The sequence below is a fragment of the Mesonia oceanica genome (genome assembly GCF_902499555.1).
In the GTDB taxonomy this organism is placed as follows: domain Bacteria; phylum Bacteroidota; class Bacteroidia; order Flavobacteriales; family Flavobacteriaceae; genus Mesonia; species Mesonia oceanica.
On record NZ_CABVMM010000002.1, the window covers coordinates 245420 to 260354 of the forward strand.

At 38.1% G+C, this 14935-nt stretch carries 16 protein-coding genes; 12 read left to right on the forward strand and 4 right to left on the reverse strand.

From position 1 onward, the window contains the following. Positions 1 to 24: 24 nt before the first annotated feature. From FVB9532_RS03010 to FVB9532_RS03025, 4 genes are all read right to left on the reverse strand, one after another. A complete protein-coding gene (locus tag FVB9532_RS03010) occupies positions 25 to 588 on the reverse strand; it encodes an AraC family transcriptional regulator (RefSeq protein ID WP_150543735.1) in 564 nt (187 codons plus the stop codon). Between the two features lie 2 nt (positions 589 to 590). Next, positions 591 to 1808: a TolC family protein gene (locus FVB9532_RS03015; protein WP_150543736.1), complete on the reverse strand. Its 1218-nt coding sequence runs from the start codon at positions 1806 to 1808 to the stop codon at positions 591 to 593. Beyond that, positions 1805 to 5590, reverse strand: a complete 3786-nt coding sequence (locus FVB9532_RS03020; RefSeq protein WP_150543737.1) for an efflux RND transporter permease subunit — start codon at positions 5588 to 5590, stop codon at positions 1805 to 1807. The genes FVB9532_RS03015 and FVB9532_RS03020 overlap by 4 nt, the downstream gene beginning before the upstream one ends. Before the next feature lie 135 nt (positions 5591 to 5725). Further along, positions 5726 to 6142, reverse strand: coding sequence for an HYC_CC_PP family protein (locus FVB9532_RS03025; protein ID WP_150543738.1), 417 nt, complete (start codon positions 6140 to 6142; stop codon positions 5726 to 5728). 277 nt (positions 6143 to 6419) lie between these two features. Between FVB9532_RS03025 and FVB9532_RS03030 the strand changes: the two genes are divergently transcribed. The 12 genes from FVB9532_RS03030 to FVB9532_RS03085 all read left to right on the forward strand — a co-directional run bounded on the left by FVB9532_RS03030 (position 6420) and on the right by FVB9532_RS03085 (position 14935). Then, positions 6420 to 6836 (forward strand): HYC_CC_PP family protein, encoded by a 417-nt coding sequence (locus FVB9532_RS03030; protein WP_150543739.1) that lies wholly within the window; start codon positions 6420 to 6422, stop codon positions 6834 to 6836. A 177-nt stretch (positions 6837 to 7013) separates the two neighbouring features. Beyond that, positions 7014 to 7595 carry a helix-turn-helix domain-containing protein gene (locus FVB9532_RS03035; RefSeq protein ID WP_150543740.1) on the forward strand — a complete coding sequence of 194 codons (582 nt, stop codon included), beginning with the start codon at positions 7014 to 7016 and terminating at the stop codon, positions 7593 to 7595. Between the two features lie 172 nt (positions 7596 to 7767). Continuing rightward, entirely contained in the window at positions 7768 to 8004 is a 237-nt protein-coding gene (locus tag FVB9532_RS03040) for a DUF1517 domain-containing protein (RefSeq protein ID WP_150543741.1), read from the forward strand. A gap of 10 nt (positions 8005 to 8014) precedes the next feature. Further along, positions 8015 to 8233 carry a heavy-metal-associated domain-containing protein gene (locus FVB9532_RS03045; protein ID WP_150543742.1) on the forward strand — a complete coding sequence of 73 codons (219 nt, stop codon included), beginning with the start codon at positions 8015 to 8017 and terminating at the stop codon, positions 8231 to 8233. 17 nt (positions 8234 to 8250) lie between these two features. Beyond that, positions 8251 to 8469, forward strand: coding sequence for an SHOCT domain-containing protein (locus FVB9532_RS03050; RefSeq protein WP_150543743.1), 219 nt, complete (start codon positions 8251 to 8253; stop codon positions 8467 to 8469). A gap of 18 nt (positions 8470 to 8487) precedes the next feature. Continuing rightward, positions 8488 to 8763: a DUF5676 family membrane protein gene (locus FVB9532_RS03055; protein WP_150543744.1), complete on the forward strand. Its 276-nt coding sequence runs from the start codon at positions 8488 to 8490 to the stop codon at positions 8761 to 8763. A 23-nt stretch (positions 8764 to 8786) separates the two neighbouring features. Continuing rightward, complete coding sequence (locus tag FVB9532_RS03060) at positions 8787 to 9569, forward strand: AlbA family DNA-binding domain-containing protein (protein ID WP_150543745.1); 783 nt, start codon at positions 8787 to 8789, stop codon at positions 9567 to 9569. Positions 9570 to 9618: 49 nt separating this feature from the next. After that, a complete protein-coding gene (locus FVB9532_RS03065) occupies positions 9619 to 10080 on the forward strand; it encodes a universal stress protein (protein ID WP_150543746.1) in 462 nt (153 codons plus the stop codon). Positions 10081 to 10114: 34 nt separating this feature from the next. Further along, complete coding sequence (locus tag FVB9532_RS03070) at positions 10115 to 11482, forward strand: NAD(P)/FAD-dependent oxidoreductase (RefSeq protein WP_150543747.1); 1368 nt, start codon at positions 10115 to 10117, stop codon at positions 11480 to 11482. Continuing rightward, the gene (locus FVB9532_RS03075) at positions 11472 to 12827 is read left to right on the forward strand and encodes an APC family permease (protein WP_150543748.1); all 1356 of its coding nucleotides are present in this window, start codon (positions 11472 to 11474) and stop codon (positions 12825 to 12827) included. The genes FVB9532_RS03070 and FVB9532_RS03075 overlap by 11 nt, the downstream gene beginning before the upstream one ends. 21 nt (positions 12828 to 12848) lie before the next feature. After that, on the forward strand, positions 12849 to 13862 hold the full coding sequence (locus tag FVB9532_RS03080) for a type II glyceraldehyde-3-phosphate dehydrogenase (protein ID WP_150543749.1): 1014 nt from the start codon (positions 12849 to 12851) through the stop codon (positions 13860 to 13862). Positions 13863 to 13873: 11 nt separating this feature from the next. Beyond that, complete coding sequence (locus FVB9532_RS03085; protein ID WP_150543750.1) at positions 13874 to 14935, forward strand: class I fructose-bisphosphate aldolase; 1062 nt, start codon at positions 13874 to 13876, stop codon at positions 14933 to 14935.

The window sequence follows — 14935 nt, forward strand, 5'->3', positions numbered from 1 at the left end:
ATGTTTAATAATTATGGTTTATACTTATATAATTCGGTCTAAAGGGTTTCTAAAGTTTTTTTCTAAAGTTTTGTATTCTGTTAGGCTCATCCCTGTTTCGGTTTTGAATTGATTGCTCAAATGTGTTAAGTTGCTATAATTTAACAATTGACTTATTTCGGTAAAATTCAACTCTTTATTATGTATCAATTCCTTGGCCTTTTCAACCTTTAGTTTTATAAAGTATTTTTCAAGTGTTACTTTCTCATTATAGGAGAATATTTTACTGATTCTGGAATATTCTTGGTTCAACTCCTTTGAGAGTATATCCGAAAGCCTTTCATTATTGAGAGGTAAGGTTTTTAACAAACTGATTAAGGTTAACTTGACTTGTTCTACCATTTTAAAGTTCTCACTATTGATGATGAAAAATCCATTGGATTCGATTATTTTCTGAAGGGCAGGGATTTCATCTTTCGAATCAATATTTACCGTCAGTTCTCCCAATTTCACATTCAAGACCTTGATACCTTCATCTTTTAGCTCATTCTTTAAGACTTTGATACATCGGTCACAAACCATATTTTTTATATATAAGGTCTTTTCCATTCTTAGTTGGTTAAATAATTAATGGTTGCCGATTGCGTATAATACGCTTGAATGGCCTCTATTTGGTTAATCCCAAATTTTAACTGCAACTCTTGGATATCCAATACATCATTAAAGTTAATCGTGCCTGTTTCATAATTCCTAATTAAGATTTCTTCGGCATTTTTGGCTTGTTTTAGGTTTTTCTCCTGAATGTTGAATTTTATCCTGGCCTCGTTCCGTTCTGAAATTGCTCTGGCAAACTTCGATTTTAACGTGTTTAAACGGTCATTCTTTTGCGATTGAATTTCCTGTTGTTTTAATTCATTCTGTTTGGTTATCGATTTATATTTATTGTTAAAAATGGGAATGGAAACCGAAACCATCGGCATCAAAATATCTTTACCATTATCACTAAAATTCATCTCTGGGCGTTCTTCGATAGGGATAAAATCCAATCCGACCCCTAAACTTGGTAAGCTTTCTTTTTGATTGAGTTTTTCTGATTGGACAACCGATTCATATAACTTATCGAATTTAAGCAACTCCGGATTTAAAGAAAGTGCTTCAAAACCAGGGACGGGATCATCTTCTGGAATCCCTAAATTAGTGACTACCTCTGTAGGTTCGTCATATTTACGATCTAACAAACTATTCAAGGCCGCCTGGATTCCTTTGGCTTTTTGAAACAAAACTTCTTTCTGTTGTAAGATTTCGTTTTGGCGTATTTGTAACCGCAATACATCTACCGCACTGGCATTGCCAACTTCTGTGGCAGTTAAAGCCAATTGCTCGTAGGTTTCCAGTAGCTGGATATTATCGTCCAAGACTTTTTGCTTGGCCCTAATTCCATATAATAAATAATAGAATTCTGATACCGATAATGCAAGTTTTCGTTTGGCGATACTAACCTCCACATACTCGGCTTCTGCCATAGAGGAAGCATAATTTTCCCTTGCGGTAATTGTCCCAAACCAGGGCAACATCTGCTTAACAGAAAATTTAGCGCGTTGCGCCCCTGTACGGGTTTCTGGCTCACTTACAAAATAGGCCGCTCCAAATTCGGTATTGGGCAAGGTATTCACTTCATTTATCTTTTCCTCAGCGATATTGTACCGCAGCTCGAAAGCCTGAATCTCCGGATTGTTTGCCTCCGCTTCCTGAATATAGGATTGCAGTTGTTGCCCATTCATTTGAGTTAGGGTCGATAAAACAATTCCTATGATTAAAAAATATCTCATTTGCTCGCTCTTTTAAGTTGCAATTCCTTTTTCATACTGAACAATACCGGAACTACAAATAGCGTAATGAGGGCTATGAGCATTCCGCCAAAGCTGGGTATGGCCATCGGTATCATTATATCGCTTCCCCTGCCTGTAGATGTCAGGATTGGCAGCAAGGCCAGGATAGTGGTAGCCGTGGTCATCAAACACGGACGGATACGTTTCTGCCCTGCCTCTACAATAGAATCCCGTATTTCTTTTTTATTTTCGGGATTATTGCGATCAAAAGTTTGGGTAAGATAGGTAGCCATTACCACGCCATCATCGGTAGCGATCCCAAACAGGGCAATAAAACCTACCCAAACAGCCACACTTAAATTGATGGTGTGCATCTGGAAAAGATCCCGTAAGTTTTCTCCAAAAAAATTGAAGTTTAAAAACCAATCCTGTCCGTAAAACCAAATCATTAAAAACCCTCCGGCAAAGGCAACCGCAATTCCAGTAAATACCATTAGGGAAGTGGACACGGAGCGGAATTGAAAATAGAGTATTAAGAAAATAATTGCCAAGGCTAAGGGCACTACGACAGATAAGGTTTTTTCTGCTCTTATTTGATTTTCGTAGGTACCTGTAAATTGGTAGTTGATCCCTTTGGGAACGGTAAGCTCACCGCTATCGATTTTTTCCTGGATCAGTGCCTGGGCATTTTCCACCACATCGACTTCCGCAAAGCCGTCGAGTTTGTCAAACAGCACATATCCCACTAAAAAGGTGTCCTCACTTTTGATAACCTGTGGCCCTTGCTCGTAGCGAATTTCCACAAGTTCCCCCAATGGTACGGGGCTTCCTTTTTCTACAGGCACATAAATATCTTTTATATCCTCTGGGTTTGCCCTTAGCTCCCGTGGATAACGTACCCGCACCCCATAGCGTTCCCTGCCTTCTACGGTTTGGGTTAACGGCATTCCACCAACGGCTACTTGAAGTACTTGCTGGACATCTTCTATAGTAATTCCATATCGGGCAAGACGTTCCCTTTTAATATCGATGAGGAGATAGGGTTTTCCAACAATACGATCAGCAAAAACAGCTTCTTTTTTTACTCCTTCAGACTGTTTGAGAATATCTTCCAGTTTCATCCCGAAAGCTTCGATTTCCCTTAAATCTTGACCTTTTACTTTTATTCCCATTGGCGCACGCATTCCCGTTTGTAACATTACCAGTCGGGTTTCAATGGGTTGTAATTTAGGGGCCGAGGTTACACCGGGTTGCTTGGTTACCCTTACAATTTCGTTCCAAATATCATCTGGGGATTGTATTTCGGGACGCCAGTTCCGGTAAAAATCGCCATCTTCATCAGCAATGAGGTTTTGGTTTTCCACAAGAAAAGGATCTTCAATTTCTGAATCCTTATAATTTTCATCTTCATCCACTTCACTATTGGGGTTTACCACGAGGTTCCCGTTCTTAAGGACAAATAAACCATCCTCATTTACTTTATATCTTTGACGCTTGCCGTTTTCATTCAGCATATATTCCGATTTATACTGAATGATATTTTCATACATTGATAGGGGTGCCGGGTCAAGGGCGGATTCTGTCCGTCCGGATTTTCCAACGACCGTTTCTATCTCTGGAATACTCGCAACTGCCATATCCAATTGCTGTAGTACCCGTTTATTCTCTTCCACACCTGCGTGAGGTAAAGAGGTGGGCATTAGAAGAAAAGAACCTTCATTTAAGGAAGGCATAAATTCCTTACCCGTATTCTGCATAATTAGGACTCCAAAAATCACAATGACAGTCGGAACTGAAAGGAATAAAATTTTATTACGGAGTGCCCAACGTAAGATTCTTGTATAATAACTTTGAAACAACCAGAATACCCCTAATAAACCGAAACAGATAAACCCTACGAATAGCAAGTTCCAAAATATACTTTCATCTACGCCAAGTGGCCGCCAGTATTCTGCAAGTAGAAAGACAATCGCTAAGGCAGAAATAAAAATATTTATAGTGTTGGCCCGCTTATCTGAAAGTGTAAGTTTATCGGAAATATTAGAAGCAATATTTTCATCTTTTAAAAGTGCTGTAATTCCAAAGCCAATTAATAATAGTCCTAACCAATATCCAGAAACTATTGCCGTGATCCCTAAAAGGATCAATAACCCATTGAGGATATATCCGCTAGTTCTCCTGATGCTTTTTCTACGAAACAAAAAAGATGCGAAAGGTGGAATTAAGAATAAAGCCACGATAAGAGATGCTATTAATGCCATTGTTTTGGTAAAGGCCAAGGGTCGAAATAATTTTCCTTCCGCGCCAATCATTGTAAACACCGGTATAAAACTGATAATAGTGGTCAATACCGCGGTAAGAATGGCTCCCGACACTTCGGCAGTGGCATTATAGACCACAGTATTAATAGGCTCCCTAGTTCCTTTTTCGCGAAAGCGTTCATCTTCTTCATCCAGGTGCCTGATGATATTTTCACAGAGTATGACCCCAACATCTACCATTGTACCAATAGCAATGGCGATACCCGACAATGCTACAATATTGGCATCAACATTAAAAAACTTCATCGAAATAAAGACCATCAATACCGCAACTGGCAATAGTCCAGAGATAAGTAAGGAAGCCCGTAAGTTGAACACCATTACAACAATCACAAATATGGTAATGAGTATTTCCAGTGTTAATGCTTCATCAAGGGTACCCAGGGTTTCCTGAATAAGCTCCGTCCGATCGTAAAAGGGGACGATGGTAAGTTGCGAGGTACGACCGTCTGACAGTTCTTTGGAAGGCAGACCAGCCTTAAGTTCATCTATCTTTTCTTTTACATTATTGATCACTTCCATCGGATTGGCACCGTATCGAGCCACGACAACCCCGCCTACCACTTCAGCCCCTTCCTTGTCCAAAATTCCACGACGCGGTGCGGGCCCCAAGCTTACGTTTGCTATATCTTTAATTCTTATTGAAGTATAATCTTCAGAAGTAACAACAGCATTTTCTATATCGGCGATGGACTTTACATACCCCAGACCACGCACCAAGTATTCTGCCTGGTTGATTTCCAAAGTTTGTGCCCCGATATCCTTATTGCTTTCCTTGACTGCTGTAACAATATCTCCTAACCCGATATTATACTGGCGCATCTTTTCGGGGTCAACATCCACCTGATATTCCTGAACATAGCCTCCTATGGAAGCTACTTCCGAAACACCACTTGCCGAAGAAAGGGCATATTTCACATAATAATCCTGAATACTGCGTAGTTCGTTTAAATCCCAACCTCCGGTTACATTGCCATCTTTATCGCGCCCTTCTAAGGTGTACCAATAAATTTGCCCCAAGCCGGTTGCATCTGGGCCTAAAGAAGGGTTCACGCCATCGGGCAATAACCCGCTTGGTAAGGAATTCAATTTTTCGAGAATACGGCTTCGGCTCCAGTAGAACTCCACATCCTCTTCAAAAATGATATAGATACTTGAAAAACCGAACATAGAAGAACTTCGGATGGTTTTCACCCCGGGAATACCTAATAAAGTAGTGGTAAGGGGGTAGCTTATCTGGTCTTCTATATCTTGTGGGGATCGGCCTTCCCATTTTGTGAATACAATTTGCTGGTTCTCGCCAATATCTGGGATGGCATCTACGGCTACAGGATCGGTAGGAAGAAAACCGGTATCCCAGTTAAATGGCGCATTAACTACGCCCAAACCTACAAAGAGTGCGAGCATCAAGACCGCTACGAGTTTGTTCTCTATGAGAAATTTTATGCCTTTATTTAGCATATTTATTGATATTTAAACAGTTATACATCGAATAAAATCCTGATAGTATCAGAAAATTAAACACAACAAAATGAGCCCAAAATGGAGGTAACCATAGGGCAAATCTTTCCGATAATTATCGGAAACTGTTTAAAATCAAATTAAATACGTTTCGTGTAGCTTCTGTACGTCCCTTATGAGGTTGGGAGGTGTATAATCTCTAAATGGAACAATATTCTTATCCAGTCCATCAAAAAGATTAAAATAGGTATAAAAGAAAGTAGCAACAAAGGCTTGTTGCTCAAAAGATAATTTTGTGAAAGATGAGTTTAAATCATCTTGACCTTCAACCACTATTTGAGTATCTGAACAACAAGGTTTTTCCGAGAAACCTTCCTCACAACTTTTTTGGGATGGCTGATTCTCCATTCCGCAGGTCTGCGCATTATGAAATAAAGCAAAGTCAACCAAAGAATCTCCACAATAATGAATATCCACCGTGAACGACATAGTGGTAAAAAACACTAAGCTCGCCAAGGCAATAGATAATATTTTATGGAAAAATGATTTCATAATTCTGCAAAGATATAAAAAACAATAATATATAAAGATATTACTAATTTTTTATTTCGGTTAAAATAAACTTTTAAAGAGTTTTATTTCCTTTTTTATTTTCGACAAAAATAAAAGGATTAGACTTTTTAAATTATGACAAATATCATATTTCAGTTGTCTTTTTTCCATTACGTTTGGAAAAAATAAGGTTTAAAAAATTTTTATAATAATCTTCTACTAAGAAAAATAGACCAAAAAATAGTTAACATTTGTTAATTTTTTTTATATTCGTATTGTGCAAAGTTTTAATAAAATAATAGCTATCTCTTTAGTATTTGCAGTAATGTTCGCTTCGTCGTCCTTTACTGTGAATATGCATTTCTGCTGTAATAAGCTTGTGGATATGGCTGTTTTTGCTAAAGCTCAGGTTTGTGATAACGCGATTAAGGGTCAAACCAATTCTTTGAAAGAATGTTCTTTTGAAAAAAAAGGTTGTTGTGATAATAAATCTTTTGTAAAAGAAGGTAGCGATAACTTTCAAAAAACTTCATTTGAAATGGAAAATCAAAATCTGGTTTTCCTGCACACATTTTTTTACGCTTACGTAAATCTATTCGAGGGACTTGAGCAAAATATCGTCCCTTTTTTAAATTATGATCCACCCCTCATACCAAAAGACTTTCAGGTACTCCACGAGGTATATTTAATTTGATTTCTTTCTAAGTGGGCTCTTTTTCAAATAACCTACACTTCCCGTATTAGCCGGTACTAAGAACAGGCTAACAATGGTGCGCTCATTCCTGAGCACGCCACACTCTCAACTATTTGCAAAAGAGCAAATTATAAACCTTTGTTAGATAAAATTTTCTAACAGTAAATAAATAATACTATGGATTTACAGAAAGAATTCTGGATAAAGAATATGGTATGTAGCCGCTGCCTAAAAGTTATAAAACAAGAACTTGAAGAGCTTGGGGTAATTGTGCTCTCTTTGGAATTGGGCAAATTATTAGTGGAAGCTTCCAGCAAAACGGATACGGATATTACTGATGCTGTGACTAAAGTGCTCCATTCCAATGATTTTGAAATAGTACAAAGTGAAGAGGAAATGTTGGTTGAAAAAGTAAAAATTATCCTAATCGAACTGCTTACTCAACTACCACTTCATTTAAAAATGAATACTTCAGAACACTTGTCTTCTATTCTTCACAGGGATTATAAAATATTGAGTAAGCTATTTTCTAAAAATGAAAATACAACAATTGAAAAATACTTTATAAAACTGAAAATAGAAAAGGTAAAGGAACTCATTCAGTTAAAACGACATTCTTTTTCAGACATAGGTCACTTGTTAGATTATAGTAGTGTTAACCACTTGTCAAGACAATTTAAAGAAGTAGAGGGTATGAGTATGACAGACTACAAAAAGACGGAAAATTGGAAGCGTAATTTTTACGACGAAATTTTATAGATAACAACGAAAGTTATGCAGATGAAATACTTTAAAAGCAGGTAGATTCACATTCATTTTAAGCCTGGACATCTCCTCACGGCTTGTGTTGATAACCCCCCAATTATCTCATAAGCCTGTTCAGGTCTTGTAAGTAAGGGGCAATAAATATTAATTCAAAAAAAACAAAACAATGAAAAATCACTGGTTATGGATGGTCCTTATGTGTGCAGTGCCACTCTTGCTCATCTTTTTGGCACCATCATTTGGAATTGGTGGCGGCACCTGGCTTTTTGCATTTATCATAATAATGTTCGCCATACACTTGCTAATGCCAATGCGGCACGGGAACCATACTCACGGGTTATCCGATGAGAGATTAAAAAAGAAAAACAAAAAAGAGGATCAAGAAAGAAATCATCATCACTAAAGTTTAAGATATGAAACAAAAATTTCAAATAAACGGAATCAGTTGTGCTGGATGTGTGGCAAGGGTCAAAAAGACCTTGCAAGAGCATCCCGCCATCGAAAAAGCAGAGATTTTTCTGGCACCAAAAGGAGCTACACTTATAACAATGAAAGAAGCTCTTTCGGTGGATGAACTACAAAAGCAACTCAATACTATTGAGGGCTATACAATTGAGGAAATAGAAAAGTAACCTTAAAATTAAAAATTATGCACTTTTATGACGGAAGTTTCGGAGGTATGCACCTCATTTGGTGGTTTATCTGGTTGGCCTTAATCATTTGGATTTTCTTTATCCCAACCGATATTCCATACCAAAGAACAAAAGAAGAAAAGCCTTTGGACATCCTAAAGAAGAGGTTTGCCAAGGGCGAAATTTCAAAGGAAGAATTTGAAGAATCCAAGAATTTACTAAACTCAGATAACTAATCTTAAAACACACAAATTATGTATCGATTAAACGTAAAAAAATTCGGTTTTGCTCTTGGTCTAACAGGAGCCTTGATATATCTGGGCTGTATGATCGTGATGGCTACAGCGGGACAGGAAGGATCCATAACATTTTTTAATAGCCTTGCGCACGGATTGGATGTTACCACTATTATTAGGATGGACGTACCCTTATCGGAAGCACTTATTGGTATCATACAGATTTTTATTTTAGGATGGCTTATTGGCGCGTGCATCGCTGCTTTTTACAATGCTCAAATTAAAAACAAATAAAATTGTGAAAGTTGAAAAAAGTTATGGCGAAAATTAAGATCATTTTAATTCATTTTCTATTGGGTGCAGGTATTTTTTATTTCCTAGTACACCCCTTTACAATGGTGCTTTATTGGTTTGAATTTAGCGAGACAGCTTTTTCATTTTCCTTGTTCCAAGAAGTTTTAAAACAACGTTTTTTAGAGTCCTTTACTTTCGATATGCGGGGAATGGGTGGCCTTTTAACATTATTGGGAGGTTGCTTGGGAATAGTTTCTGGTTTGTTCTGGATAAACCTTAAAAAGAAAAATGAACTCATTGAAACACAACAGCGGCTGCTTGTTCGTGACATTGAAGAATTAATTCAAGCTGGCGAAAATGAACGGGTAGAATTTAAGTCTTCCATACGTTATGATTATTACCGCAAAACAACCAATCGCGACCTAGAAGTTATCATAGCCAAAACCATCACAGGGTTTATGAACGCAAAAGGTGGAAAATTAATAATTGGTGTTGATGACGACGGAAATGTTTTGGGGTTGGAAAAAGATTATAAAACCCTAAAGCACAAAAACAGGGATGGGTATGAACGTGAGGTGTTCAGGATTATTTCTACGCAATTGAGTCACGAGGCTTGTTTCAGCAACCATATTTCATTCTACAGTATTAATGAAAAAGATGTGTGCGTAGTGAATATCGAACCTTCCAACGAACCGGTTTATGTGAATGATGAAGGAAACACCACTTTTTATGTACGCACAGGAAATGCTACGTATCCATTATCAGTAAAGGAAACAGTGGATTATTTAAAAACTCAAAAAGCATAAGTATATGCAATAAGGCATAGGACATCTCAATTAATAACAAATTCAAATTATGAAAATTATATTGGCCATAGACGGTTCAGATTTTAGTAAAGTAGCCATTCACGAACTTATAAAAATGACCCCATCCTCAAAAAGTGAAATTCATATTATAAATGTTTATGAAGTTCCTAAAACAACCGGTCTGGGATTGCATACTATGGGCGGCAGGATAGGTAATTACATAGAAGAAATTAGAAGTAACGCTCAAAAATTGGGAAACAAAATCGTTTCAGAAGCTTTCGATAAAATCAAGACCGAAAACAAGGCACTTACTATAACCACAAGTGTTGTTGATGGCCTTCCTAAAAAAGAAATTTTAGAAAAAGCAGAAGCCTTTGATGCCGATTTAATTGTAGTCGGTTCACAAGGACAAGGGGCTTTTTCACGCTCTTTATTGGGTTCCGTTTCACAATATTTAGCAACACACGCCAAATGTTCAGTAATGATTGTGAAAGACAAAGACGCAAAATAAACTATGGCTAATTCCAATGATATAAAAATTAAATATGAATGTTAATCACTCAAATAATACTATTACAGAAACTGCTTGCAAGGTAACAGATGAAATCTGCCTTCCAGATTCCAACTTACCTCGTGTTGTAATTATAGGTGGTGGGTTTGCAGGTTTAGCAATGGTTGAAAAACTGAAACACAAAGAGGTGCAGGTGGTACTGTTCGATAAAAACAACTTTCATCAATTTCAACCATTGTTTTATCAGGTGGCCACCAGTGCCCTGGAACCCGATAGTATTGTATTTCCCTTCAGGAAACAAATCAATGGATATAAAAATGTATTGTTTCGCTTGGCTGAAGTCGAGGAAATTCAACCCTCTTCAAATAGCCTAATAACTTCCAAAGGAAATGTTAATTATGATTACCTAATCCTGGCAACGGGCACCAATACCAATTTTTTTGGGATGGATTCAGTAGAATCCCACAGTCTTGGGATGAAAGACATTCGTGATTCTCTTAACATCCGCCATATGATGCTGCAAAATTTGGAACAGGCAGCTATTACCTGCGATGAAAAAGAACGTGATGCGCTCACCAACTTTGTAATTGTTGGTGGTGGTCCTGCTGGCGTAGAGATGGCAGGAGCTTTGGCTGAATTCTGTAAATATATTCTTCCAAAGGATTATCCGGAATACCCTTCTTCCATTATGAATATTTACTTAATAGAGGCCGTTGATGAATTGTTAAGTACAATGTCTGAGAAAGCATCTTCGAAAACCCTAAAATATTTGAAGGATTTGAATGTAAAGGTACTGCTGAATGAAGCTGTAAGCAATTATGATGGCAATGAAGTCACTACCAAAAGTGGCAAGACCATTTTAGCCAAAAACCTAATCTGGACGGCGGGTGTTAAAGGACAATTTCCAAATGGTATTGATGAAGAACACATAGTCAGGGGCAATCGTATTAAAACCGATGCCAATTTAAAAGTAGAAGGTTACGAAAATATTTTTGCCATAGGCGATATCGCAGCCCTTATTTCTAAAGATACCCCAAAAGGACATCCACAAGTAGCACAAACCGCTATTCAACAAGGCAAATACCTGGGGGATTCGATATTGAATATCATAAATAACAAAGCCATAAAACCCTTCGAATATAAAGACAAAGGTTCCTTGGCCACAGTAGGTAAACGTAAAGCAGTAGCCGATTTGGGCAAATTCAAATTTTCGGGCTATTTCGCCTGGTTGCTATGGTCTATCGTACACCTTATGTCCATAAGCGGTTTTAGAAATAAATTAATGGTTGGTTTTAATTGGGTGGTAAGCTACTTTTCTTATGAAAAGAGCAACCGCCTGATTATTAGAAATTTTAAACCCACGTCATCCCAAACAAAAGAATCAGGCCAATATGAAAGTTAATACAACAAATATTCAAAAACTATCTTTAATTGGATCTATATCCCTCGGCACCGGTGTGATGATCGGTGCAGGTATATTTGTCCTTATGGGACAGATAGCCGAACTGGTAGGTGATTTATTCCCCATAGCATTTATTGCGGGAGCGATTGTGGTAGGTTTTAGTTCGTACTCTTATGTAAAGTTTTCAAACGCATTTCCTTCGTCTGGAGGAGTAGTCAAGTTTTTGGATAAGTCCTATGGCCCGGGAACCACCACCGGTGTCTTTTCTTTGCTGATGTATGTTTCTATGGTAATTTCAGAAAGCCTTGTTGCAGGTACCTTTGGAGCTTATACCCTTCGGTTGTTCCCCGAAGATTTTGCCGGTTATGCGTCAATACTGGGTATAGTATTGCTAGTAACGGCTTATATAGTGAATGTTTTGGGCAACAAAGTTATAGGTGCAACTGCAACCTTCACGGCGATAATTAAGGTTGTGGGAATTGCATTATTGGCTATTGCCGGACTTATAGTTTCAGGTTTTTCAGATATTACCGGAAACTATATCCCTCAAAATACCGAAACATTACCGCAAGGATTCGCCTTTGTGGCTGCTTTGGCCTTATCTATTCTCGCTTACAAAGGGTTTACTACTATCACCAACCAAGGTGGAGATATTAAAAACCCACATAAAAATCTAGGACGGTCCATTATTATTTCTATTCTTATCTGTACCCTCATCTATGTAGCACTCGCTTTGGCAGTTGCCGGAGGTTTAAGCATTCCTGAGGTTATTGCGGCAAAAGATTATGCCCTTGCGGCTGCAGCAAGACCTATTTTTGGCGAATGGGGATCCTGGATTACCATTGGCATTGCCATAATTGCCACAGTATCTGGGGTCATTGCTAGTGTTTTCTCATCATCACGCTTGTTAGCGATGCTCAGCAATATGAAACAGGTACCGTCTTTAAAAAGGATGGGGAACTTTAAAAATCCTGCGCTCATATTCACGGTTTCACTCGCTATTTTACTAACTGTCCTATTTGATTTAACAAGAATCGCTTCTATCGGCGCTATTTTCTACCTCATTATGGATATTGCTATTCATTGGGGGCTTGTAAGGCACCTTAAAAAAGAAGTTGATTTTAAACCAATTATTCCCTTGGTTGCCATTATACTGGATGTCGCAGTACTCACGGCCTTTCTTTATATAAAATACCTGAATGATCCATTGGTGCTTATCGTGGCAGCAATTGGGATTGTTCTAATCATTGTTGCGGAACGCCTTTTTATGATTTCGCATACAGACGATGAAGGAAATATGCATATGGGAATGGAAACTACAAGTAATAAACACAATAAATCATAATTAAATAAAAAAGAAAATTATATGAAAAACATAGCAGTTATAGGATACGGAGTCATTGGAAAAAGAGTGGCCGATGCCATCAATTTACAAGAAGATTTGAATCTTGCGGGAGTATGCGATGTCATCAGCGATTGGCGTTTACAAAACGCCGTGAGAAAAGAGTATGATATCTATGCCGCAACCGCCGAAGCCGAAGATGAAATGAATGCTTCTGGCATTTCGGTAAAGGGCAACTTGCAGGATTTATTGGAAAAAGTTGACCTCGTAGTGGATTGTACCCCGAAAGCAATTTCAGCATTAAATGTGCCTCATTATAAAAAGAAGGGCGTCAAGTTTATTGTGCAAGGTGGTGACAAGCACGAAACCACAGGTCATTCCTTTAGTGCTGAAAATAATTATGAATCGGCATTAAATTTGGATGCCACACGGGTTGTTTCCTGCAACACCACTTCTATTTTAAGAACATTGACCGCTTTAAAAAGAGCCGATTTATTGGATTATGCCAGAGGAACACTTTTAAGAAGAGCTACAGATCCTTGGGAAAGTCATCTAGGTGGTATAATGAACACAATGGTTCCCGAAAGAGATATCCCAAGCCATCAAGGTCCTGACGCTAAAAGTGTCGATCCTGATTTGGATGTTATTACTTCCGCGGTAAAAGTACCGGAAACATTAAGCCATATGCATTATTGGAACGTGAAGTTAAAAAAACAAGCCTCAAAAGAAGAAGTGCTTGATGCTTTTAAAACCTCTAGTCGTATCAAGCTAATTCAATATGATCAAGGTCTGGTTTCAAACAATACCATTAAGGAAATGTTCTTGGATATGGGAAGACCTTGGGGCGATATGTACGAAGTAGCCCTTTGGGAAGATATGCTGAAGGTACAGGGCGATGAACTTTTTTATGCCTACGTGGTCGATAACCAAGCCATTGTCATCCCTGAAACGATTGATGCTATTAGAGCATTAACTGGAATTGAAACAGATGGAGCAAAATCCATCGCCAAAACAAATGAAAGTTTAGGAATTCATTAAACACTATCAAGATGAAAACAAACAAAAACATAATAGAACTTTTAGGAGAAAAAGCAGACTTCTATTTAGAACACGTTTGTGAAAAAATAACCAAGGATGAACTGCAAACCCCAAGTAGAACAAACCTAGATAAGGTATTTACCCAAAGTAATAGAAATCCACAGGTACTGCGAAGCCTTTCGCAATTGTATAACCACGGAAATCTCGGAGGCACAGGTTATTTGAGCATTCTGCCCGTGGACCAGGGTATTGAGCACAGCGCGGCCTTTTCATTCTATAAAAATCCTGATTATTTTGACCCAGAGAACATCATAAAACTTGCGATGGAAGCCGGCTGTAATGGTGTGGCTTCCACCTTTGGGGTTTTGGGATTGAATGCCCGAAAATACGCCCATAAAATCCCCTTTATCGTAAAGATCAACCACAACGAGTTGCTCACTTATCCCAATAAATATGACCAAACGTTCTTTGGTAAGGTAAAAACAGCTTGGGATATGGGTGCAATTGCCGTGGGTGCAACTATTTATTTTGGTTCACAGGAAAGTAATAGACAGCTAAAGGAAATAGCCGAAGCTTTTGAAGAAGCCCATAATTTGGGTATGGCAACCATCCTTTGGTGCTATTTGCGCAATGAAGATTTTAAAACAGAAAAAGAAGATTACCACACAGCAGCAGATTTAACCGGGCAGGCCAACCATATAGGGGTAACCATTCAGGCAGATATCATCAAACAAAAATTGCCGACAAACAACTTTGGTTTTAAAAATATCGGTTTTGGCAAATACGATGATGCGATGTATGAAGCGTTGACCACAGACCATCCCATTGACCTGTGCAGGTTACAGGTAGCGAATTGCTATATGGGTAAAATAGGATTGATAAATTCAGGAGGAGGTTCTAAAGGTGAATCTGATTTGGTTGATGCCGTAACTACAGCTGTCATTAATAAAAGAGCTGGCGGTTCTGGATTGATAATGGGAAGAAAGGCATTTCAAAAACCATTTGGCGAAGGGGTGGAAATATTACAATCCGTTCAGAAAGTATATCTGAATGATGAAATTACAATAGCGTAA